Consider the following 22597-nt stretch of genomic DNA (forward strand, 5'->3'; position numbering starts at 1 on the left):
CCGCCGTTCCGGCAGCCCCGTCCTGCGCCGGACGCGGCCGCTCATCTGCCCCGCGGGTCCTCCTCGGTGACCTCTCCCCGGTGCTGGACCCGGGTCGCGAGCAGCGCACCGAGCACACCGGTGAGCAGGCCCCAGCCCGCCGCGAGCGGCACGGCCGTCCACAGTGACGGGTGCAGCGTGAGGCTGCCACTGCCCAGGCTCGCCAGCGGGTTGGAGCTGCCGAGGACGGCGCCGATCAGGTCGCCGAGGCCGCCCTGGCCCAGGCCGACGCCGAGCACGGAGAGCCCGTAGTCGGCGTCCACCCGGGTCCACAGGCCCACCAGCAGCACGGTGACGGCGGTGGCGAGCGCGAACCGCACGGCGTGCTGCCAGAGCCGGACACTGCGGGGCGAGCGGCGCGCCGCGAGGAAGGCCGCCGCGAGCAGCAGGACGGCGGCCAGCGGCAGCAGCCACCAGCTGCGCGCGTCGTGCTCGGCCAGGGTGCCGAGGTCGATCGTCGCCTGCTGCCCCTGCGGTGCGCGCAGCGCCTCGGCGAGCGGCTTGGGGACGGGCAGGCCGAGACCGCCGACCAACCGTCCGTGCCACTCGGCGCCGAGCCCGACGCCGAAGGCCAGCCAGACCAGGTTGGGCAGCGCCAGCAGCACGACGGCCATGGTCTGCCGGGCGTTGCCGTGCGCGATCGCGGTCACCACCCCCGCCACCGCACCGATCAGCAGGTACCCGAGCAGCACCATCCAGAGCGCGAACGCGGCCGGGCGGACCGCCAGTTGGTAGCGCACCAGGGCGGACGGCAACGGCGCGCGCCGGGACACCGCGAAAGCGGCCGCGAGTACCAGCAGGAGCCAGGCGAAGCCGATGCCGACCGTGGTCGGGACCTCCGCGTGGAAGCCGACCTCGGGGGTGAGGCCGAGCGCGCCGCCCAGCGACTGCACCAGGTCGCCGCCGAGTCGGACCACGAAGGTGTGCCGGGCGACCACCGCCAGCAGGACGAGGGCGAGCAGCCAGACCACGGCCGTCCGGGCGATCCGACCGAGCAGTTCACCGCCGCCGGCCACCGCCCGGAAGCGCAGCTGACGCAGGAACACCTCGGCCATCGCGACCGCGCCCGCCACCGAGACGGACAGCGGCATCGCGCTGATCCCGGCGTCCAGCGCGGCGAAGCCGCCCGCACCGCCGTCGAGTTGGACGGATCCGCCGACGGCGAGCGCGAGCGTCGCGGCCAGCACGGCGGGGAAACCGCCGTCCGGAAGGGAGTCCGCGCCGGCCAGCCAGAGGCCGAGCGCGGCCACCGCCGCCATCGCGACCAGCCCGGCCAGTACGACGGCGAGCGCGTCCAACCAGCCCCGGACGGCCCCGGGCGGGCCCGCGGCGCGGGTCGTGGGCTGCTGCATGCCGCCTCCTGGTCTGGGCCTCCGGTCCGGCCGGGGCTCCGGCTCGGTCGGTTTCCAGGGTGGCCGACGGCCGGCGGGCACGCTCGGCGACGACCGCGGGACCTGCTGTTGCGGCGAACGGGACACCGGGGGAGAAATGGAACCCCACGGCAGGAGATTCCCGTGCCGGCCCCGATCGCCGGCCGCCTGCGAAACGGAGCCTCGATGACCTCCCAACCGCCTCCCTCCGGTCCCCCGTCCGGCCCCCCGTCCGGGCCCCCGTCCGGCCCGCTGGCCGGCGGCGGTGCAGCGGGGCCGCCGTCCGTACCCCCGCCACCCTCGGGCCCGCCCGGGTCCCCCGGCGGATCGAGAGGCTCCGGCGGCAGGCCGCGCACGCCGTGGTGGCGCTCCAAGAAGGGGCTGGCCGTGGCCGCGGGCGCGGTGGCGGCGGCCGTCGTGGCCACCGTGCTGATCGTCAACAACCAGGGCAGCCACAACGAGGCCGTCCCGGCCGCGAACGAGATCGCCCTGCAGGCCCCGCCGGACCCCGGACCGGACCCGTTCACCCCTTCGGTGGAAACCCAGGGGATGACCGCCCCCGCTCCCGCCCCCGTCACCTCACCGGCCCAGCCGGGCGGCGGCGCGACCTCCAAGCCCAGCTCCCCGGCCGTCCTCCACAGCGTCGAGGGCAGCTCCGCCGGGCTGTACGGCGGGGCGATGGGCAAGTCCAGCTGCGACACCGAGCGGCTGATCGGCATGGTCTCCGCCGGGGACAAGGGGCGCGCCTGGGCCTCGGGCGCCGGCGTGGCACAGGCCGACATCCCCGGGTACCTGCGCTCGCTGACCCCGGCGTACCTGCGGGTGGACACCCGGGTGACCAACCACAACTACAAGAGCGGTGCCGTGGTCGAGTACCAGTCGGCGCTGCAGGCGGGCACCGCCGTGCTGGTGGACGCCCAGGGCGTGCCCCGGGTGCGCTGCTCCTGCGGCAACCCGCTGAAGCCGCCGGTGCTGGTGAGCAACGCCAAGTACACCGGTAAGGCGTGGACGGGCTTCCAGCCGAGCACGCTGATCGTGGTGGTGCCGGCGCCGCAGCCGGTGACCCAGATCATCCTGGTGAACGTCGAGACCGGTGACTTCTTCGCCCGGCTGACCGGTCGGGCCGAGATCGTGGACAAGCACGTCGAACCGCCGAAGGGTCCGCTGGTACCCGGCATCCCGCCGCCGTCGCCGTGGAAGCCGTCCACGCCCTCGGGGCCGGCGACCACCACGACCAAGGGGTCCACGTCGGCGACGACGTCGGGTTCGACCACGTCGGGCTCCACGACTTCGGGGTCGACCACCTCCGGTTCCACGACGTCCGGTTCGACCACCTCCGGGTCCACGACGTCCGGTTCGACCACCTCCGGGTCAACCACCTCCGGTTCCACCACCTCCGGGTCAACCACCTCCGGTTCCACGACCTCGGGGTCGACCACGTCGGGCTCGACCACCACCTCGGGCGGGCCGTCCTCGACATCGGCGACCTCGACCACCACGGGGACGACCACGAGCGCCGGCAGCACCACGACCACCAGCAAGCCGACGACCACCGTCTCGGCACCGGCCACCACCACTGCCCCGAAGACGCCGACCGCGACCTGCGCGAGCACGGCACCCTCGACCCTGCCGCCCTGCCCGACCACGGCAGTCGCCACGCCGACCTGATCCGGCGTACGCCCGCACCCCGCTGCCACCGTCCGCTCCCCGGCCGGTGGCAGCGGCACGTCACCGTCTCAGGGCAGCAGCACGGTCGCGTCCTCGGGGCCGAGCACCCGGCCATCCGCCGCCCGCACCTCCATCGGCGCGATCGCCGCACCGGACCGACGGTCCACCAGCCGGGCCCGGAGCTCACCCTCCTCGAAGAACCACCGGTCACCCCACTGGCGCAACGCCGTGATCACGGGGAACAGCGCGCGGCCCTTCTCGGTCAGCACGTACTCCTGGTACGGACTGCCGTCGGTGGCCGGGGCGAGTTCGAACACGCCGTTGGCGACCAGGTTGGCCAGGCGGGCCGAGAGGATGTTCTTGGCCAGCCCGAGGCTCTTCTGGAACTGCCCGAAGCGGCGCAGGCCGTCGAAGGCGTCACGGACGATCAGCAGCGTCCAGCCGTCGCCGACGACGTCGAGCGGCCGGGCGACCGGGCAGCTCGACTCCTCGTGCGTGGTGCGTTTCGGCACTTCTCCCACCTCTCGGACGTCGGCTCCGGGTTGTCGGTGCTCGGTGCTCGGTGCTCGGTTCTCAACCCTCGCCGGTCGGCGCCCAGCCTACCGAGCAGCGGTGGTTGCTTATTAAAACCAGGATATGCCAGGGTGGACTGGTAGCACTTTGAAACCAGTCTGCTCCAGGCCGTCGACCACCGCCCGAGGGAGTCCCGTCCATGACCGCGCCCACCGGCACGCCCCCAGCCGCCGAAGCCACAGCCGCCACCGCCACCGAGGCGCCGCCGCCCGGCCTGCCACCGGCCGTCGCCTGGCTGTTCTCCGTCGCCTGCGGCCTCGCCGTGGCCAACGTCTACTACTCGCAGCCGCTGCTCGACCTGATCGCCCAGGACTTCGGCATCGCCCCGGCGACCATCGGCCTGGTCGGCACCCTCACCCAAGTCGGCTACGCGCTCGGACTGCTGCTGCTCGTCCCGCTCGGCGACCACGTCAACCGTCGCACTCTGATCACCTCCCAACTCGGCCTCTCCGTACTGGCCCTCACCGCCGTCGCCCTCGCCCCTTCCGCGCCGCTGATGTTCGTCGCGATGGCCGCCGTCGGCGTCCTCGCGGTCCTCGCCCAGGTCGTCGTCGCCTACGCCGCCTCGCTCGCCGCCCCGGGCGACCAGGGCCGCGTGGTCGGCACCGTGACCAGCGGCATCGTGGTCGGCATCCTGCTCGCACGCACCGTCGCCGGAACGATCGGCGACCTTGCCGGCTGGCGCGCCGTCTACGTCACCTCCGCCGTCGCGACCGCCGCCATGGCCCTCGCGGTCGCCGCCGCCGTCCCGCCCGAGCGGCGCCACACGGCCGGCCGGATCGGCTATCCGCGGCTGGTCGGCTCGGTGTTCACGCTCTTCGCCCGGGAGCGGGTGCTCCGGGTGCGCGCCGTCCTCGCCCTGCTCACCTTCACCTCCGTCACCGTCCTGCTCACCCCGATGGTCCTCCCGCTCGCCGCTCCTCCGTTCAGCCTCAGCCACACCGAGATCGGTCTCTTCGGCCTGGCCGGCGCCGCCGGTGCCCTCGGCGCCGGATTTGCGGGCCGCCAGGCCGACCGCGGCCGGGCCGAACGCACCGCCGGCCTCGGCCTGCTGGCCATGTCCGTCGGCTGGCTCCCGGCGGCCCTGCTGTCGTACTCGGTGTGGTGGCTGGTGCTCGCCATGGTGGTGATCGACTACGGCCTGCAGTCCGTCCACGTCGCCAACCAGCACCTCCTCTACCAAGTCCGCCCCGAGGCCCAGAGCCGGCTCACCGCCGGCTACATGCTGCTCTACTCCGCCGGTTGCGCTGCAGGCGCGATCCTGTCCACCGTCGTCTACGGCCACGGCGGCTGGACGGCCGTCTGCCTCCTGGGCGCCGCCACCAGCCTCACCGCGCTCGGCTACTGGTGGGCGGCGGCGCGTCGTTGACGGCCGTCCAGAGCTGGAACATCGGCCCGTCGACCGCCGACGGCACCGGCTCCAGGACGCCCCGCAGCGCCCGTATGCCCTGCCGCCACACCGGGCCCTGCCCCGTCTCCTCCCACAGCTCCGCGAGCTCCGACTCCTCGGCCACCACGCGGTCCAGCGCCTCCACCGCGAGCGCCCGCAACTCGGCGGCCAGGGCCGGTATCTCCTCCTCGGGGGCGTAACTGCTCACCACCGCCGCACCACCCGGGCACTGCGCCGCCAGCAGCGCAGCAGCGGCGACGGCCTCGGCGCCCTCGTCGCGGTCCAGGTAGTCACTCGCCCGTGCGGCGCCCTCCAGCGCCGCCCGGAGGATCGCCTCGCGCTCGCTTGGAGCGGCCTCGTCGAGCCCTCCCGAGAAGTCCGCCGCGGTGTCGTTGCCGAAGTGCCCAATGCCCCAGGCGCCCATGCCGACTCCTTCTGCCGATCCCTCACACGACCCTCGTGTTCGTATGCGACGGATGCTTGCACACACCACTGACAATCGGCCGGACGGACGGATATTCGCTGGTCAAAGGGCGGACGACTGTGCACAGTTCCCCCATGACCACCACGCGAGGGCTGGACGACGACGGATGCATCGCACGCGAGGGCGCCCTGGACCGCGTGCCGGCGCCGTTCGCCCCCGTGGTCGACGCCGCCCGCGCCCGGATCGCCGCGGCCTTCGGCCCCGCCCGGCTGCACAGCGCCTACCTCTACGGCAGCGTCCCGCGCGGCACCGCGGTCCCGGCCGTCTCCGACCTCGACCTGCTCCTCGCCCTGCACCACCCGCCCACCGCGGCCGACCGGGAGGAGGCCGACGCCCTGGAGGCCGCGCTCGACGCCGAGTTCGCGCAGGTGAACGAGGTCGGTGTGCTGCTCTTCGACACCGGCACCCTGCTCAGCGAGCTCGAACGGCACGACCTGGGCTGGTTCGTGGCCTGCCTCTGCACCCCGCTGCTGGGGCCCGACCTCGCCGAGCAGCTCCCCCGCTACCGCCCGACCACCCTGCTCGCCCGGGAGACCAATGGCGACCTGGCGCTCGCGCTCCCCGGCTGGCGCGAGCAAGCGGCCGCCGGCTCGGACGCCGAACTGCGCGCCCTCGCCCGCGTGGTGGCCCGTCGGATCGTCCGCACCTGATTCACCCTGGTGATGCCCCGCTGGGGCGGCTGGACCAGCGACCTCACCACCTCCACCGAGGCCTTCGCCGCCCACTACCCCGAGCGCGCCGCGCAGATGCGCCGCGCCGCCGCCACCGCCCGTACCCCCACCGCGGATCGGGCCGGCCTCGCCCTGCTGATCGACGACCTCGGGCCCTGGCTCGCCGCGGAGTACACCACCGTCCACGGCGAGAAGGCTCCGCGCCCCTGAACGCCCGGGAGTCACCGGGCCGCGCGGCTCAGTCCACGCAGGGGATCCCACCCGCCTTCACCGCGGGCCCCTGCATCGGCAGCCCCGCCACCGGGTCGGCGGACGGGTCGCCCGGCGCCGCCGTGCCCGACGGAGCCGCCGGGGTGGGGCTCGGGGTGCGGGTGACGGCAAGGGTCAGCAGGATGTGGCCCGCCGGGACGGTGCCGGAGGGCGTGGCCGTGACGCCGTAGCGGGTGGCGAGCTGCTGGGCGTCGCTCTTGGCCCCGGCGCCGTAGGCCACGGTGGTGGCCCGGGTCCTGGCCGGGGCGTCGCCGATCCGGCCCGCCTGGTAGCCGAGTTCGGCCAGCGCCTTGGACTCGTTGGACGCCGCTCCGGCGCCGGCCGCCGCATTGACGTCGACCACCGCCTTCGCCGGCCCACCCGCGGCGGTGGAGGCCGCGGCTGAGGCGGCGGGCGCGGCGGCCGGGTCGTCCGGAGCGTCGCCGGGGGTCGCGGCCGGAGCGGGCGGAGCGGGCGGAGCCGGCTCGTGGTTGAACAGCTGCTGGACGATCTTCTTGATCAGGTCCGGGTTGACGGTGTTGACCTCCTGCCCGCCGACCGACTTGAAGCCGGTGATCGGCAGGGTGTTGAACTCGACGTTGCCGCCCGTCAGGTTGGGTGCCTGCCGGGCGAAGTCGAGGATGTTCCACTCGTTGTCGATCACCACGTCCTTCTTCACCACCGCGAACAGCTTCTGCATCTGCCCGAAGTCGTTCAGGATCCCCTGCTGCTTGAGCCGGTACTCGACGGAGGAGATGAACGCCTGCTGCCGGTGGGTGCGGTCGAGGTCGCCGTTGGTGAGGTGGTGGCGCTGGCGGACGAAGGAGAGCGCCTGGGCGGCGTCGAGGGAGCTGATCCCGGCCGGGAGCTTGAGCCCGGTGCCGCCGCCCTCGTGGGTGGCGGTCCGGGCGATGATCGGATCGTCCACCGGGTGGTTGAGGCAGACCTGGATCGGCTCGACAGCCTTGGCGATGTCGTAGAAGCCGATCAGGTTCACCTCCGCGAAGTGGTCGATCGGGACGTCCAGGAAGCTCTGCACGGTCTGGATGGTGGCTGAGCGGCCGGCCTCCCGGCTCTGCCGCTCCAGCTCCGACTTGGAGAGCCCCTTGCCGGCGAGTTTCTGTTCGGCGGCCCCCTTGGCGATGCCGTACGCCTCCTTGATCTTGTGCATCTTGCCGTCGGCTCCGACGGTCTGCACGTAGTCGTCGCGCGGTACGGACAGCGCGGTGACCTTGCCGCCGTTGGCCGGGATGTGCAGCACGATCAGGGCGTTGGTGTTGTAGCCGCCGATCTCGCTGGAGCCGGCGTGCAGTTCGTCCTCCACGAACTGCTTGGGCAGGTCGTTGCCGTCCATGTCCTTCCGGCTGTCCAGGCCGATCAGCAGCAGGTTGACGGACTTGTCCAGGTGCGGCGGGGCGTTCTTCTTGGCCTCGCTCAGCGCAGTGGACTTGATCATGCCGTCGTCCAGGCTGCGGTACTCGTACCAGGTGAAGCCGCTGGCGCCGAGCACGGCGACGGAGACGGTGCAGGCCAGGGTCCGGCCGGCGACCGTCAGCGGCGCGGTGCCACGCCGCGGGGCACGGCCGCGCGCACCGCCACCACGAACGCCACCGCGAGCCCCGCCGTGGCTCCGGCTGCGCTCAGCCACGGCGCCCCCTTCCGCTCGGGGCGTCCGCACCGCCGGACCGTCGCCGCCCGCAGCCGGCCCGCCGTCGCTCGGCCCCGGCCCGTCGACGGTCGGCCACCGCCCGGCCCACGACCACCGCCAGCGCCACTCCCACCGCGGCGGCCATCACCGGGAACGCACCGACCACCCAGCGCAGCGCCCCGGTGCCGAGGTTCCTGCCCTGGTACTCCGCCGGGCGCGCCGCGTACTCGACGCCGGACGCGGCGAGCAGCACCACCACCGGAGCCGCCGTCACCACCCACCAGCGGCCCGGCCGGCTGCACAGCGCCGCCGCGACCGCCGTGCCGAGCACCGAGCCCGCCGCGAACAGGAGGCCGACGCCGGGCCCGCCCAACTCGTCCGCGACGCCGCCCAGGACGGGCAGGCCGACCGCCGCGAGCGCCGCCAGCAGCCCGCCGCGCCGGCGCACCTGCTGCCTACGGCGCACCGCCCCCGCCCGCTGCGCCCTGCCTTGCCGCGACGCGCCCGCGCGCACTCCCACGGCCTCCGCCCCGGCTCCCGCGCCTGCGCCCCCTCCCGCGCCTGCTCCACTGCCTGCCCCTCCGCCTGACCCGCCGTCGGCCACGCGGCTGCGCTGGGCGGGAAGGGGGCGGTCCTCGGTGCGCGGTCCCGCGTCCTGGTACGGCGTTCTCGCCCGCTGGCCGGCCATGCGCACTTCCCTCGATCGTTGCGGCTGCGACGGCGCGTTCGCACCGCCGTGGATGCCCGGACGTCCTCGGTCCTGGTGGCGATCCCGCCCTCTACACGCCTGTAGAAGACGGGCTGGAGCATACAAACCCGTGTCGGCAAAGTCATCCGCCTCCCTCCGGCAGCAGGCGAACCATCCGACGCGCCGTCGTTAGGATGGTCATGATCCCCGCCACGTCGACACACCATCAGGAACGCCTCAGAGGAGCAGAGCGTCACCATGTTTGAGAGTCTGAAGAACCTCGCGGACAAGGCCACCGACCTCGCCCGCGAGCACGGCGACGTGATCGGGCAGGGTCTGGAGAAGGTCGGCGACGCGATCGACGACCGCACGGACGGCAAGTACAGCGGGCAGATCGACACCGGTGTCGAGAAGGCGAAGGACTTCCTGCGCAACCTCGACGGCGACCGGAAGCCCGCCGAGTAACCTGCCGCAGGACGCGACCGCCCGTACGGCGGCCGAACGAGCGTACGGGCGAACGGGGAGGGCCGACAGCGGTGAGCGAGGGCAAGAAGGGGCCGGGCCGAGGGGGCTGGCTGGCGATCATCGTCGCGGTCGTGATCGGGCTCGGCCTCGTCCGCGGCAACGGCCACGACGGCGCGACCTCCGCCGACCCCTCCCCCTCCGCCGCCGCACCGTCGGCCGCGTCCATCCCGTCGGCCCCGTCCGACCCATCCGACCCGTCGGGGGGCGGCGCGCCGTCGAAGCCCTCGGGGCGGTACGACCCGGCCGACTACGCGGCGCCGGTCTGCCAGTACGCCGCCGAGGCGGGGGTCGACCCGCAGCTGCTGATGGCCATCCTCTACAACGAGTCGTACAAGCCGCACGACCCCGAGCTCGAACGGGCGTGGCAGCGCAGCAAGCCCGACGCCGCCTTCGGAATCGCCAACATGCACCGGGCCGCCTTCGACGACACCAAACCCGGCCGCCCCTTCGCCTCCCGCCAGTGGGAGGAACTGCCGGACGACCGCAACCTCGCCGTCCAGGCGGCCGCCTGGCACCTGCACGACCTCGCCGCGCAGCTGCCCGCCCACCCGAGCGCGCCGCTGACCCGCAACGAGCTGATGGCCCTCGGCTACAACGCGGGCGCGGGCAACATGCTGGCCTTCGCCCGGGGCGTCAAGATCGGCTCCCAGGCGCAGTCCTACCTCGACCGCCTGCGCGACAACTGGGCGAAGTCCGGCGAGGCCGTGAAGTAGTAGCAGGAGTGGACGTCGCGCCCGCCCTCGGACCGCCGGACGCCTGGCGCGCCGGCGGCCCGAAGGCAAACTCCCGGCTTGTCGTCAGACGCCCAGCTGTGCAGCCCACTTGGCGCGCCAGGCCAGTGCGTCGGCGACGCCCTCGGCGATGCCGCGCCGGGGCTGCCAGTCGAGGAGCTCGCGGGCCGTGTCGACGGCGGCGTAGCAGCCGATCACGTCGCCGGGGCGCGGGCCCGCCTCCCGGACGTCGAGCCGGGCGCCGACGGCCCGTTCGAAGGCGGCGATCAGCTCGCGGACCGTGGTGCCGTCACCGGTCCCGACGTTGATCACCCGGTAGCGTTCCGCCGCACCCGGGGCGATCACTGCGTCGAACCGGAGCAGCGCCGCGACGTGCGCCTCGGCGAGGTCCTGGACGTGGACGTAGTCGCGGATGCCGGAACCGTCGCGGGTCGCCCAGTCCACGCCGGTCACGGTGAAGGGGGCACCCGTGGTGTGCGCCTCGATCAGCTTGCCGAGGGCGTGGGTGGGGTTGAGGTCCTGCAGGCCGGTGCGCAGCTGCGGGTCGGCGCCGATCGGGTTGAAGTACCGCAGGGCGATGACGCGTTGCTGCTCGGCGCCCTCGCCGCGCGTCCAGTCCTGGAGGACCTGCTCCATCATCTGCTTGGTGCGCGCGTAGGGGCTGTTGGCGTCGACCGGGCAGCTCTCGTCGACCCGGGCGTCGGGGGTGGGCGCGTAGATGGAGGCGGAGCTGCTGAAGACGACGCGGGTGCAGCCGAGGCGCTGGAGGGAGTCCAGCAGGTCGACGGTCTTGGCGACGTTCTCCCGGTAGTAGTACAGCGGCTTGGCCACTGACTCCGGTACGACGATCTTCGCGGCGCAGTGCACGGTGGCCTCGATGTCCGGGTGCTCGGCGAAGATCCGGTCCAGCAGTGCGGCGTCGGCGATGTCGCCCCGGTAGAAGATCCGGTCCTCGACGAACTCGGCCCGGCCCTTGGAGAGGTCGTCCAGCACGACCGGGGTGATCCCCCGGTCGAGCAGGGCGGACGCCACCGTGCTACCGATGAACCCCGCTCCGCCGGTGATCAGGACCTTCTTCATACGCGGACGCTCCCTCGCGGTCGGCCGGACACCCGGTGGCGCCCGATGACCGGGAAGGACGTCGGTTCGCACCCGGCTGGTTCCCTGGGCCCGGGCAAGGCGCCCCGGCCCGGCGTCCCAGGCCCGGCGTCCCAGGCCCGGCATCCCAGGCCCGGCGTCTCAGGCCCGGCGGCGGCGGAGCCAGAGGCCGGCGCCGACCAGCAGCACGGCCGCGGCGGCGGTACCGATGGCGGCCCAGGTGGCGGAGTCGGATGTGGTCTCGGAGGCCGGGGCGGCCGCGGTCCCGCGGACCGGCCCGGCGGTGGCCGCCTGCCCGGTGGCCGGCCCCGCCCCGGTGCTCGTGTCCCTGGCCGGACCGGCGGTGGCCTCGCCCGGCAGCGGTGAGGCCGCCGTGCCCGCGGGCACCGGGTCGTTGATCACGGCCGCGTCGACGTCGAGTTCGCGCTCGGTGTGGCCCAGCGAGGGGAAGGCGCAGTCCACCGTCACCCGCCAGTGCCCGGCGGGCAGGATCTCCCGGGTGGTGTAGGTCCCCGCGTGGCCCGGGACGGTGACCAGGCGCCAGGGTCCGACCGCACGGCCGTCCGCAGCGGTGGCGGAGAGCGTGCCGGCGAAGTCCTCGGTGACCGGGTCGTGGTCGTTCTCCCAGGTGGCGACGGTGCTGACGTGGCCGTTCTGCTGGCCGGTGACATCGAGGTGGACGCTGTCGCCGTGAGCGGCGGCGGGCACGGCAGCGGGCAGGACGGCGGCGGTGGCGAGGGCGAGGACGGCGAGGAGCGGGCGGGTTCGCATGACGGGCATTCCTCGTGGCGGTGTGGTGTGCGGGCGGGGCTCGGAAGCGGTGAGGCCGGGCGCGGCCGCCTCGGGTGGATGGCGGCCGCGCCCGGCACACGGACGGAACGGCTTGCAGGCTTACGCTGCCGGCGGGCCTGCGGGCCTGCGGGCTTACGGGCCTGCGGGTGTTACGAGGTCTTCAGCAGCGACCAGCTCTGGTACGGCCGGCCGTTCGGCTGCTGCAGCTCCAGCAGCCAACCACCGTAGTACCACCGCTCGCTGAGCCCGAGCACCAGCGAACTGCCGTCCGCCGTGACGGTGAACCCGCCGTCACCGGCGGTGAGTTGCCACTTCTGCGCGGCCGCATCGGAGCAGGGCTGCTGCGCGACGTACTGGCCGGCGACCGGAGTGCCGCCGAGCTGCAGGCACTTGCCGGAGCGCACGGACTTGATCCGCACCGCGCCGTTCCCGGCGTCCTCGAACTGCCACTTCTGGTTGGCGTAGCCGGTGCGCTGGTAGGCGATGGCCACGGTGCCGTCGTTCATCGAGCTGCCCCACAGGTCGGCGGCCTGGCCGGTGAGGCCGTTGACCATGGTGTACCGCGTACCCGGCTGCGGGCGCCCGGCGTCGGCGACGGTGCGGAAGGTCACGGCGCGACCGGGCTTGCCGACCGCCCCCGCGGCGTCGCGGACGGCGACGGCCACGGTGTACGAGGTGCCCGGAGCGAGGCGGACCACGCCGACCACGGTCGAGCGGACGGTGCCGATCGTCTGACCGTTCAGCAGGACGTCGTACCCGGCGGCCGCCGGCACTGCCGGCCAGCTCAACATGGCCGAGTTCTGGGTGACCTGACTGACCGTCATGTCCGGTCCGGTGTTCCCCTGCGTCGGGGTCGGAGTCGGAGTCGGAGTCGGAGTCGTGGTTCCGGTCGGCGAAGGCGTAGCCGTGGGCGTCGGGGTGGTGGTGGGGCCGCCGGTGGGCGTCGGGGAGGGCGAGGGAGTACGGGTCGGCGTGGGCGTCGGGGTCGGCGTGGGCGTCGGGTTCGGGCCGGTGCCGCCGCCGGAGACCAGGAAGCGGTTGTTGGCGACGTTCCAGTGCGTGGCCAGGTAACTCCCGGGCGCGGGAGAGGTGTTGTAGTAGTCGTCGTGGTTGCAGTCGAGCCGGTCGTCATGGGCGCGATCCGGGCAGACGGTCCGCATCTGCGGGTAGTTGGGGGCGTCCGAGTAGCACATGATGTCCCACTCGTCGGTGCAGTGCCCGGCCTTGCTGGAGTTGGGCGCGCTGTTGTTCACCGCGCCGAGGTTGTGGCCGAGTTCGTGCGCGGCGGTGCTGCCGCTCCAGCAGCCGGAGTCGGTCCGGCCGTACGAGGGGCCGAAGTTGCTGAGGTTGTCCTGGCCGGGACGCTCGTCGCCGGCGAAGGTGCCGATGCCGCAGTACACCTTGGCATCGGTGAACATCATGTACTTGCGGTCCTTGCGGTTGAACCCCTGCGCGGCGAGGGCGCGGTTGCTCGCGTTGAAGTCCTGGATCTCGGCGTCGGAGATCTGCACGTTCAACACCGAGGCGGTGCAGTCGGATTCGGTGACGAAGCGGACGTGCCGCTCGCCGCCGGTCTCCGCGGCGCTGGCGTTGTAGATGACGTCGACGTCGGCGGCCCACTTCTTGAACGAGGCCAGGTACTGGGCGAAGCGGTCGTTGCCCGGGGTGTGCACGTACACCGCCTGGACGCGGTTGCCGCTGGTGCCGTCGCCCTCGCAGACCAGCTTCGAGGCGGCGGGCGCGGCCGGAGCCGCCGGAGCGGCGTCCGCGGCGGCGCTGCCCGACCCGCCGAGCAGAGCCTTCTGGGTGGCGTCCAGGACGGGCGCAGCACCCTTCAGCAGATCGGCGGCGGCGGGCGGCTGAGCACCCGCGGGCGGGGTGAGCGTGGGGGCCTGGCCGGCCGGGGCCGCGACCGGCGGGACGTCCTGGTGGATGTCCACGCCCTTCGGCGGCACGTCCGGCCCGTGGCTGCACTGGGCGCTGCCGGTGACCTCCAGGGTGCCGCCGCAGCGGTCGCTGCTCGGCAGGCTCAACCCCGCGTACACCAGGCCGCGTTCGGGCTGGTCCTTGGGTATGGACTTGAGCGGGGTGGCCTTCTCGTCCCGCTTCGGGGCGGGCGCCTGGGTTCCTCCCTCGGCGGTGCCGGTCTCCCCCGACCCGTCGTCGCTCACCAGCCCGGCCTGCGACCCGGAGTGGTCGGCCGCGCCCTCCGCGGCCGTGACGGCGCTGTTCACGGCCGTCGACTCCAGCGCGGTGCGGATGCCGAGCGTCCCCGCCACCAGCCCTGCCGCAACCACGGCGGCGACCAGGGCGCTCCTGCGGGTGAGCCTGCGGCGCCTGCGGCGGCGAAGCTCGCTGCTCCGGTGTCCCATCGCGTTCCTTTCCTCGTGCGACGGCCCGCGCCCTGAGGTGAGGGGCTCGGACCTTCCGACACTCCGGAGAGCGGACGGGACGGCCGGGAATAACAGAAACATCTTGCGAAATTCTTCGACCCGTTCGATCGGGGCGGTCGCGGCACGGCGAGCAACCGCCTCGCGGCAGGGCGAGCAAGCGGTTTCACGGCACGGGGCGGGCACGAGAAAGCCGGGGAGCGCACTCGGGGGGTGTGCGCTCCCCGGCAGGGGTGGTGGCGGCCACCCGTCCGGAGCCCCGAGGGCTGCGACCCCGGCGGCCGTGACGGAATGCTAGACCTGCCACGGGGCCACTGGCCAGAGCCCTGACCAGGAGATTTTCCGCCCCGGACATGCCATCGCCATCCTGCAGGTGACGAGCAGTCAGCTCGGACCGACGGTCAGGCGGCAACCGCGGCACCGACCGCGGCAGCCCCGCCACCGACCAGCAGCCGCGGCACCGCAGCCGCCGCGCTGCCGCGCTGCCGTGCTGCCGTGCTGCCGTGCTGCCGTGCTGCCGTGCTGCCGTGCTGCCGTGCCAGGGTGCCCGCGAAGGCGACGCGGTCCCCGGCGCGCCGGAGCCGCAGGGCGGCGGAGTGCGCCGCACTGGCCATGCCGGCCCTCGCGCAGCCGTGCGGCGAGGGTCCGAAGACCCTGCGCCCGGGCCCTGCGCGGGTCTTCCGGCCCAGGGCATCGGCGCAGGTCAGCCCGGTTTCGCCGGCCGGGAGCGGCGGGAACGGACCGATCGGCCGTTGGAGTGATCCACCCGCGTTCGGCGCAACGCTCCTGGACCCGGCGCGTTTCCCATGGCGTGCGCCCTCCAGCAGGGGTGCGCGCGGGTCCGCGCCGACCGGTTCCCGCCTCCCGGCCGGCCCGCCGGTGCCTCCCGGTACCACCCGCACCGGTCCCGCTGATGAGAGGAAATGTCATGACCCTGACCGAGACGCAGAAACGGATCGTCTCCCCGAGAACCGCTCCGAGAACCGCCCCGGGCCCCTCCCCCGTGGCCCGCGCCGCCGTCCCCCGCTCGCCCCCGGCGCCCTGCCCGGCCTCGGGCACACCGCCGCCCTGCTGCGCGACCCGCTCGGCTTCCTCGGCTCCCTGGCCCGCCACGGCGGCGTGGTCCGGATCCGGCTCGGACCCCGCACCGTCTGCGTGGTCACCGACGCCCGGCTGGTCCACACCCTGCTCGTCGCGCTCGCCTACGACTGCCCGCGCGGCGCCGTCCAGGACACGCTCAAGACGGCCTTCGGCGACGGCCTGCTGATGTCCGAGGGGCAGGCCCACCGCGACCGCCGCCGGATCATCCAACCCGCCTTCGCCCCGGACCGGATGGCCGAGTACCTGGCCGTGATGCACCAGGTCGCCGAGGAGCGGGCCGGCCGCTGGCGCCCGGGTCAGGTCCTCGACGTGGCCAAGGAGATGAACCACCTCGCGCTGGAGATCGTCACCCGCTCGCTCTTCGATGCCCGGCTCAGCGAGGACGCCACCGTCGCCTTCCACCGGGCGCTGCCGGACCTGGTGAAGGGCCAGATCGTCCAGTCCCTCTACCCGCACCCGGCGCTCGGCCGCCTGCCGCTGCCCGTCAACCGGCGCTTCGACGCCGCCGTACGGGTGCTCAACCGGGTGGTCGACCAGGCCGTCAACGCCCCTGCCGCGAGCGCGCGTTGGAACACCGGCCGGGGCTCCCTGCCGGCCCTGCTGCGTGCCGCGACCGACCCGGCCACCGGCCGGCCGCTCACCGAGGCCGACGTCCGCTCCGAGGCCATCACCATGTTCGGCGCGGGCACCGAGACCGTCTCCACCACGCTGACCTGGCTGCTCGACGAACTGCTGCGCCACCCCGAGGTGGAGGCCCGGGTCCTCGCCGAACTGGACGAGCACCTGCCCGCCGGTACCGCGCCCACCCCGAAGCGCTCGCCCGGCTCACGTACACCCGCGACGTCACCCAGGAGGTGGTGCGGCTGCACGCGCCCAACGCCTTCCTGATGCGCACCGCCAAGGTGCCGGTCGAGCTCGGCCCGTACCGGATCCCGGCCGGCACCGAGCTGCTGTACAGCCTCACCGCGCTGCACCGCGACCCGGTGCGCTACCCCGAACCGCTCGGCTTCCGGCCCGAGCGCTGGCAGGACGGCGGCGGCGCCGGACGACCCTCGTTCCTCCCCTTCGGAGCCGGCAAGCACAAGTGCATCGGGGAGGCCTTCGCCTGGGCGGAGCTGACCGTCGCGGCGGCTGCGATCCTGCGCCGCTGGCGACCGGTGGCCGTGCCGGGGGCGCGGGCCCGGGAGGTGGTCTGGACGACCGTCCAGGCGCAGGGGCTGCGCGTCCGGCTGGCACCGCGCGAGGACCGGGCACCGCGCGAGGACGTGGCCTCGGGCGAGGACGTGGCCTCGGGCGGGGAGCGGACGCCCGGTGGCGACCGGACGGTCCGCGCCGAGCCGACGCTCCGCGGGAGCGGCACGCCGGCGAAGCCCGGTGGGCCGGCGGCCCCGGCCCGGTGCCCGTTCACCGCCGCGGCCCCCACGGTGCCGCACACCCCGGCCCCCGCCACCACCCCCGCCCCGCTGCGCGCCGCCGAACTGCGGGCCACCGAACTGCGCGCCGCCGCGGACCGGCACGCCGACTGGACGGTCCGCCAAGGCCTGCTCGCCCCCGCCGAACTGCCCGGCTACCGGGCCTACGCCCTGCACGAGTTGATCGGCCACGCCTTCCCCCGCGCCCGGGGCGCCGAACTCGACCTGCTGGTGGACATGTTGGGCTGGTTCACCATCCTCGACGACCGCTTCGACGGCCCGCCCGGCCGCCGCCCGGCCGAGGCTCGCGCCGTGGTCGACCCGCTGATCGCGGTCCTCGACGGCGATCAACTCCCCTCGGACGACCGGCTCCTGAGCTCCTGGCAGGAGCTCTGGGAGCGCCAGACCGCCTCGATGTCCCCCGTCTGGCGTGCCCGCGCGGCCCGCGAGTGGCGGGCCTGCCTGGCCACCTTCCCCGCCGAGGCCGACCACCGCGCCCGCGGCACCGTGCCCGCCCGCGGGCTCGGCCTCGCAGACACCATGCGGCTGCGCCGCCACGGCAGCTGCCTCTACCCGTTCATGAACATACTGGAACGGGTCCACGGCTCCGACGCCCCCGCCGCCCTGCACGCGGAGCCCGCACTGCACCGCCTGCGCGCCAACACCGCCGACGCCGCCACGCTGATCAACGACCTCTACTCGCTGGAGCGGGAGGAGCGGCAGACCGCGGCCGCCTTCAACACCGTGCTCACCCTCCAACGGGCCCGCGGCTGTACCCGCAGCCGGGCCCTCCGTGCGGTGCGCGACCGGGTGGCACGGCTGCGGCGGGAGAACGAGGAGCTGCGCCGCGACCTGCGGCGCCGCCACCCGGAGGGGCGCTGGTACCTGGACGGCACCCGGGAACTGGTCGCGGGCGTACAGGCCTGGTCCAGCACCAGCGACCGCTACCTGGTGCCGGACGCCGGCCGGCGCCGCTGACCGGACGACTCCGTCGAGCGGCGCGACCCCGTCAAGCGGACGACCGGAGGAGCCGCCCGCCCCGGTTCCGCTACTTCCGGCCGCCGAGCGCGAACAGCAGCAGCACGAAGCCGGCGAACAGGTGCGTGGCGAAGATGTAGATGCCCGCACGGATCAGCATCGCCTTGCGGCGCTTCTTCTCGTCGCTCGTGCTGTCGCTCGTACTGGTGCTGTTGCTGGTGCTGGTGCTGTCGCCCGCGCTGCTGCTCATGGTGGGTGGTTCTCCTCGGATCGGGCGGTCGGGCCGGACGCCGCTCGGCACGGCCGGCTCGGCGGGACTCAGCGCGGCTGCCGGACGCCGGACGCGCGCAGCTCGGTGAGCAGCGCGCCCTGGTCGGTGATCAGTTCGGTCAGGATCCGCCGTGCCGCGCGCAGCAGCTCGGCGACGTCCGGGGTGCTGAGCGCGTACACCACCGTGTTGCCCTCCCGGGTGGCCGTGACCAGCTGGGTGCGGCGCAGCACCGCGAGCTGCTGGGAGAGGTTGGACGGCTCGACCTCGATCTCCGCCAGCAGCTCGCGCACCGGCCGGGGTCCGTCCTGGAGCAGTTCCAGGACGCGGATGCGCACGGGGTGGCCGAGGGTGCGGAAGAACTCCGCCTTGGCCTGGTACAGCGGGACCGGCATGGTCGGCGCCCCTCCTCTGGTCCGGCTCGGTGGTCGTCGGGCCGGGCGGGGTCCGTGCCGCGGCCGGTAGGCATCATCGCGGACAGATGAAGACTTCTTCAAGTCGCCGGGGTGTGGCGATGGCCGGCGAGCGCGCGGGAGTGACCGACGTCACCTGCGGCGGTCGTGTCGGGGCAGGCCGAAGCCGAGCCCGGGGAGCTGCCAACTCCCGGGCTCGGCAGCGACAGTGATGAAACGTCAGCAGACCACCGGCACATCGACCGTCACCGGGGCCGGTCCCCGCCAGTAGCTCTCGACCGAGAAGGATGCGTGCACGGTCGACCCGCACGGCACGGTCGCGGTGACGCCGTCGACCCGCACGGTGCTGACCGTGAACACGGCGCGGCCGCTCACCGCACCGAGCGAACCGCCGCCGGCCACGTCGGCCGACAGCCGGGTGAACAGCTCCTGCGGCGCCGGCGGCCACGGGGTGCCCGGGGACGGCGGGCCGGCCAGCCCGATCTGCCCGTAGAGCACGACGCTGTCACCGGTGACGTCGGCGCAGACCTTGGTGGACAGTCCGGCCTGCAGTCCGGACCACCCGCAGGTGGTGACGGTGGTGGTGGCGGCCGTCTGGGTCGCGGCGAAGGCCGGTACGGGCGCAGCGAGCAGGGCGGTGGCACCGGCGGCACCGGCCGCGATCCTGGCGATGCGGTTCATGGGCTCCTCCTTGGAGGGTGCGAGGGGAACGATCAAGGACAGGTGGCGTGGCACATATGACATTTCATAGGCCCACGACAGGAACTTTGCCATGCGATTCCCATGCCAGGCTCCCGATTTGCCCTTCGAAATAGTGCCGCGACCGAAAGCAGACCTTCGATGGCGTAATCACTCCAGGACGGCCGAACGCCCGCTCACGCCCGGGCGACACCCACGTTGACCACGGGTGAACCCGCGGCCACCGCAAGCGGCGGGGTCAGTCGAGGGAGGCGCGCAGGGCGTCGATGCGGGCGACGGCGGTGGTGAAGGCGGCGCGGTCGAGGCGGCCGGAGTCGAGGGCGGCGGCCAGGGCTTCGGTGGCGTCCTCGGCCTGCTGCGGGTCGCGGGCGGAGCAGAGCAGCAGGTCCATGCCCGCCTCGGCGGCGGCCACCGCGCGCTCACCGGTGTCACCGAAGGGGACGAGGGCGCCGGCCTCCATGGCGTCGGTGACGGTCACGCCGTCGAAGCCGAGCCGGTCGCGGAGTTCGCCCTTGATGACGGCGGGCGACAGGCCGGCCGGGCGCTCCGGGTCCAGTGCCGGGTAGACCGCCCAGGAGGCCATCACCAGCCGTACGCCCGCCGCGATGGCGGCCCGGTAGGGAGCCTCGTCGCGGTCCCGGATCCGCTCCAGCGGGAGGTCGAGGGTGACCGGGCGCTCGTCCGTGTTCTCGGCGCGGGCGGCGGCACCGAGGCCCGGGAAGTGCTTGGCGGTCGCGGCGACCCCGAGGCCCTGCTGGGCGGCGAGGAAGGCAGTGCCCAACTGGCCCACCGCGGACGGGTCCTGACTGTAGGAGCGCTCGGAGTGGTCGATGAAGTTGTCCGGGGTGTCGAAGACGTCGAGCACCGGGGCGAGGTTGAGGTTGAGCCCGGCGTCGGTGAGCGTCCGGGCGGCGCCGAGGCCGGATTCCGCCGCGGCGGCCACCGGGTTCGGGGCCTGGCCGGTGCGGCGGGCGGAGAGTTCGGGGGCACCGCGCAGCCGACGGACCTTGCCGCCCTCCTGGTCGGTCATCAGCAGCAGCGCGTGCGGGTGCGGTGCCTCGGCCGCCGCCTGCTTGAGCTCGGCGACGGCCTCGGCCAGCTGTTCGGGGCCGGTGATGTTCTGGCCGAAGAGGATCACCCCGGCCGCCCGGCCCTCCCGGATGGTCTGCAGCACTCCGGGCGGCGGGGTCGGCCCTGCGTACGAGAGGACGATCCGCCGTCCGGCGAGGGTGCGGGAGTCCTCCGGGGCCTGGGCTGCCATGGTGACGGTCCTCTCGGTGTGGGTGGGGCGCACCTCGGAGGCCGTTCCGAGCGGAACGGGCCCGAGGGAGACCCCCAGGACCGCGAGCATCACCCCGAACCGGGCGACTCGCCGGAGCGGGGCCATCACGCCTCCTGGGGCAGCAGCGGACTTCGGCCCGTCAGCGTACCCAGCGGGCGTCCTCACCAGTCCGTTCCGCACCAGATTCATCCGATAATCCGATAGGCACTTCACGGCGGCACCGTAGAGTGGCCGAATGTTCGACCGACTGGAGATCAGGATCCTGCCGCCCGGGCCACGCATCCCCGCCGAGCTGCGGTTCTGGGTCAACGGCGAGGACCTGGTCGCCCAGACCACCGGCCCGGACGGTCTGGGCCGATGGGCCGCCCTGCTGTTCCCGCACGACCGCCCGAGCCCGCTGCACGCCACCGGCAAGCCGCACCGGGTGGAACTGGGCGAGCCGGAGTGCACCGGCGGCTGCTGCGGCTACCTCTCCGCCACCGTGCAGCGCTTCGGCCCCGTCGTCCGCTGGGCCGACTGGGAGGTGCCGTACCTGCAGGCCCGTCCGCCGGAGTTCGACTTCGAAGCGGAGCAGTACGACGCCGAACTCGCCCGCGTCGAGGCCGACCTCCGGCGGCAGGAGCCCTCGTGAGGCTTGCCCCCCATCACCCCGCGAGCCGGACCAACTCCCCCAGGACGGCGATGCCTTCGGCCGTCTCCGGCGGCGAGCCCGCCGCGTAGCCGAGGACCAGACCCGGCGGGTACGGGAGGCGGGCGTGCCAGGACAGGGGCTGGACCTTGACGCCCCGGGCCAGTGCGGCGGCGGCCAACTCGGCGTCCGTGCAGCCGATGTCCTCCGGCAGGGTCAGCATCAGGTGGAGACCGGCGGCCGCGCCGTGGACCGTGGCGCCCGGGAGGTGGGTGCGGATGGCGGCGATCACGGCATCCCGGCGACGGCGGTGGCGGCGGCGCAACAGCCGTAGGTGGCGGTCGAGTTCACCGGATTCCATCAGCCGGGCCAGGACCAGCTGCGGCAGCGCCGGATTGCCGAGGTCGGCGAAGCGCTTGGCGTCGAGGACGGCGTCCCGCAGGCGGGCGGGCACCAGCAGCCAGCCGGTGCGCAGGGCGGGGGCGAGCAGCTTGGAGATGCTGCCCGCGTAGCAGACCCGGTCCGGCAGGGCGGCCCGGAGCGCGGGCACGGGCGGGCGGTCGTAGCGGTGCTCGGCGTCGTAGTCGTCCTCGATCACCAGACCGCCCTCGGCCGCCCAGCGCAGCAGTTCGCGCCGGCGGTCGCCGCCGAGGACGACCCCGGTCGGGTACTGGTGGGCGGGGGTGAGCAGGACCGCCGGGGCGCCGGTGGCGCGCAGGGCGTCGACCCGGACGCCCTCGGCGTCGACCGGGACGGACGGGGTGGCGGCGAGCCAGTGGGCGAGGTGCTGGCGCGCGCCGAGCGAGCCCGGGTCCTCGACCGCGACCTCGGTGATGCCCTCCTGTCCGAGGGCGCGGCCGAGCAGGGCCAGCGCCTGGGCCGTCCCGGCGACGATCAGCACCTCCTCGGGATCGGCGCGGATGCCCCGGTTGCGGGCGAGCCAGTGGGCGACCGCCTCGCGCAGCGCGGGGGTGCCGCGGACGTCGCCGTAACCCAGGTCGGAGGCGGCGAGGCCGTCGAGGACGGCGCGTTCGGCGCGCAGCCAGGCGGCGCGGGGGAACGCCGCGAGGTCGGGCACGCCGGGGGTGAGGTCGATCCGGGCGGGGGCGGCGCGCAGCTGGTCCCACACGGCGGGGCCGGGGTGGTCCCGGAAGAGGGCGGGGGCGTCGGAGCGCGGAGCGGGCGGCACGGCGGGAGGAGCCGGGCGCGCGACCACGACGGTGCCGCCCCGCCCGTACCCGGCGACCTGCCCCTCCTCGGCGAGGCGCCGGTAGGCGTCGGTCACCACCCCGCGGGAGACGCCGAGTTCGGCCGCCAGCACCCGGCTGGCGGGCAGTCGACTGCCGGCCGGGAGCCGCCCGTCGGCGACCGCCTCGCGCAGCCGGCGGGCGAGCCAGTCGGTGAGGCCGCCGGGCGGGGCGTCGGCGGTGTCGAGCTGGAGGAAGTCGGCACCGGTCTCTTTGGACCTGTCCGATGCGGCGGCTTTGGACCTGTTCACCG

Annotated in this window: 21 protein-coding genes and 1 pseudogene; 8 read left to right on the plus strand and 14 right to left on the minus strand. The window is 74.2% G+C overall.

What is annotated here, in order from left to right:
- Window positions 1-41: 41 nt before the first annotated feature.
- Window positions 42-1391, minus strand: coding sequence for a streptophobe family protein (locus BX285_RS36020; RefSeq protein WP_121179692.1), 1350 nt, complete (start codon window positions 1389-1391; stop codon window positions 42-44).
- Window positions 1392-1796: 405 nt separating this feature from the next.
- Here BX285_RS36020 and BX285_RS39035 point away from each other — a divergent pair, with 405 nt between their 5' ends.
- Window positions 1797-3077 (plus strand): DUF6777 domain-containing protein, encoded by a 1281-nt coding sequence (locus tag BX285_RS39035; RefSeq protein WP_097234682.1) that lies wholly within the window; start codon window positions 1797-1799, stop codon window positions 3075-3077.
- A gap of 68 nt (window positions 3078-3145) precedes the next feature.
- Here the strand turns inward: BX285_RS39035 and BX285_RS36030 are convergent, their stop codons facing one another.
- Window positions 3146-3589 (minus strand): helix-turn-helix domain-containing protein, encoded by a 444-nt coding sequence (locus tag BX285_RS36030; protein WP_097234683.1) that lies wholly within the window; start codon window positions 3587-3589, stop codon window positions 3146-3148.
- 200 nt (window positions 3590-3789) lie between these two features.
- Here BX285_RS36030 and BX285_RS36035 point away from each other — a divergent pair, with 200 nt between their 5' ends.
- Window positions 3790-5019, plus strand: a complete 1230-nt coding sequence (locus BX285_RS36035) for an MFS transporter (RefSeq protein WP_121179693.1) — start codon at window positions 3790-3792, stop codon at window positions 5017-5019.
- Here the strand turns inward: BX285_RS36035 and BX285_RS36040 are convergent.
- Entirely contained in the window at window positions 4979-5464 is a 486-nt protein-coding gene (locus BX285_RS36040; protein WP_121179694.1) for a DUF4259 domain-containing protein, read from the minus strand. The two genes, BX285_RS36035 and BX285_RS36040, sit on opposite strands and share 41 nt — an antisense overlap.
- Window positions 5465-5598: 134 nt before the next feature.
- Between BX285_RS36040 and BX285_RS36045 the strand changes: the two are divergent.
- Window positions 5599-6405: pseudogene (locus BX285_RS36045) on the plus strand (nucleotidyltransferase).
- Window positions 6406-6433: 28 nt separating this feature from the next.
- Here the strand turns inward: BX285_RS36045 and BX285_RS36050 are convergent.
- Window positions 6434-8092, minus strand: a complete 1659-nt coding sequence (locus BX285_RS36050) for an LCP family protein (protein WP_121179695.1) — start codon at window positions 8090-8092, stop codon at window positions 6434-6436.
- Window positions 8085-8558, minus strand: a complete 474-nt coding sequence (locus BX285_RS36055; RefSeq protein ID WP_183107368.1) for a DUF6542 domain-containing protein — start codon at window positions 8556-8558, stop codon at window positions 8085-8087. Before BX285_RS36055 ends, BX285_RS36050 begins: the two co-directional genes overlap by 8 nt.
- Window positions 8559-9038: 480 nt before the next feature.
- Between BX285_RS36055 and BX285_RS36060 the strand changes: the two genes are divergently transcribed.
- The gene (locus BX285_RS36060; RefSeq protein WP_097234686.1) at window positions 9039-9245 is read left to right on the plus strand and encodes an antitoxin; all 207 of its coding nucleotides are present in this window, start codon (window positions 9039-9041) and stop codon (window positions 9243-9245) included.
- Window positions 9246-9316: 71 nt separating this feature from the next.
- Complete coding sequence (locus tag BX285_RS36065) at window positions 9317-10018, plus strand: lytic transglycosylase domain-containing protein (RefSeq protein WP_259471018.1); 702 nt, start codon at window positions 9317-9319, stop codon at window positions 10016-10018.
- A gap of 84 nt (window positions 10019-10102) precedes the next feature.
- Here BX285_RS36065 and galE read toward each other — a convergent pair whose 3' ends face one another.
- The 4 genes from galE to BX285_RS36085 all read right to left on the minus strand — a co-directional run bounded on the left by galE (window position 10103) and on the right by BX285_RS36085 (window position 14930).
- Complete coding sequence (galE, locus tag BX285_RS36070) at window positions 10103-11116, minus strand: UDP-glucose 4-epimerase GalE (protein ID WP_121179697.1); 1014 nt, start codon at window positions 11114-11116, stop codon at window positions 10103-10105.
- A gap of 159 nt (window positions 11117-11275) precedes the next feature.
- Window positions 11276-11905, minus strand: a complete 630-nt coding sequence (locus BX285_RS36075) for a hypothetical protein (protein ID WP_121179698.1) — start codon at window positions 11903-11905, stop codon at window positions 11276-11278.
- A 170-nt stretch (window positions 11906-12075) separates the two neighbouring features.
- Window positions 12076-14298 (minus strand): RICIN domain-containing protein, encoded by a 2223-nt coding sequence (locus BX285_RS36080; RefSeq protein WP_259471020.1) that lies wholly within the window; start codon window positions 14296-14298, stop codon window positions 12076-12078.
- 419 nt (window positions 14299-14717) lie between these two features.
- The gene (locus BX285_RS36085) at window positions 14718-14930 is read right to left on the minus strand and encodes a hypothetical protein (RefSeq protein WP_121179699.1); all 213 of its coding nucleotides are present in this window, start codon (window positions 14928-14930) and stop codon (window positions 14718-14720) included.
- A gap of 505 nt (window positions 14931-15435) precedes the next feature.
- Here BX285_RS36085 and BX285_RS39040 point away from each other — a divergent pair.
- Both BX285_RS39040 and BX285_RS36095 read left to right on the plus strand, forming a co-directional pair.
- The gene (locus tag BX285_RS39040) at window positions 15436-16305 is read left to right on the plus strand and encodes a cytochrome P450 (RefSeq protein ID WP_183107369.1); all 870 of its coding nucleotides are present in this window, start codon (window positions 15436-15438) and stop codon (window positions 16303-16305) included.
- Entirely contained in the window at window positions 16272-17807 is a 1536-nt protein-coding gene (locus tag BX285_RS36095) for a cytochrome P450 (protein ID WP_183107377.1), read from the plus strand. The genes BX285_RS39040 and BX285_RS36095 overlap by 34 nt, the downstream gene beginning before the upstream one ends.
- Window positions 17808-17877: 70 nt before the next feature.
- Here the strand turns inward: BX285_RS36095 and BX285_RS36100 are convergent, their stop codons facing one another.
- The 4 genes from BX285_RS36100 to BX285_RS36115 all read right to left on the minus strand — a co-directional run bounded on the left by BX285_RS36100 (window position 17878) and on the right by BX285_RS36115 (window position 20574).
- On the minus strand, window positions 17878-18057 hold the full coding sequence (locus BX285_RS36100) for a DUF6126 family protein (protein ID WP_097234691.1): 180 nt from the start codon (window positions 18055-18057) through the stop codon (window positions 17878-17880).
- A gap of 68 nt (window positions 18058-18125) precedes the next feature.
- Complete coding sequence (locus BX285_RS36105) at window positions 18126-18470, minus strand: helix-turn-helix transcriptional regulator (RefSeq protein ID WP_097234692.1); 345 nt, start codon at window positions 18468-18470, stop codon at window positions 18126-18128.
- Between the two features lie 237 nt (window positions 18471-18707).
- Window positions 18708-19169 (minus strand): hypothetical protein, encoded by a 462-nt coding sequence (locus tag BX285_RS36110; protein ID WP_097234693.1) that lies wholly within the window; start codon window positions 19167-19169, stop codon window positions 18708-18710.
- Window positions 19170-19425: 256 nt separating this feature from the next.
- Window positions 19426-20574: a glycoside hydrolase family 3 N-terminal domain-containing protein gene (locus BX285_RS36115; protein ID WP_257032224.1), complete on the minus strand. Its 1149-nt coding sequence runs from the start codon at window positions 20572-20574 to the stop codon at window positions 19426-19428.
- A 130-nt stretch (window positions 20575-20704) separates the two neighbouring features.
- Between BX285_RS36115 and BX285_RS36120 the strand changes: the two genes are divergently transcribed.
- Complete coding sequence (locus tag BX285_RS36120; RefSeq protein WP_097234694.1) at window positions 20705-21100, plus strand: hypothetical protein; 396 nt, start codon at window positions 20705-20707, stop codon at window positions 21098-21100.
- Between the two features lie 13 nt (window positions 21101-21113).
- On the opposite strand, the gene BX285_RS36125 is transcribed toward BX285_RS36120, so the two are convergent.
- Window positions 21114-22595 carry a PLP-dependent aminotransferase family protein gene (locus BX285_RS36125; protein WP_097234695.1) on the minus strand — a complete coding sequence of 494 codons (1482 nt, stop codon included), beginning with the start codon at window positions 22593-22595 and terminating at the stop codon, window positions 21114-21116.
- Window positions 22596-22597: the final 2 nt, after the last annotated feature.

Origin of the sequence: Streptomyces sp. 1114.5 (assembly GCF_003635085.1) — a bacterium.
Lineage (GTDB): Bacteria > Actinomycetota > Actinomycetes > Streptomycetales > Streptomycetaceae > Kitasatospora.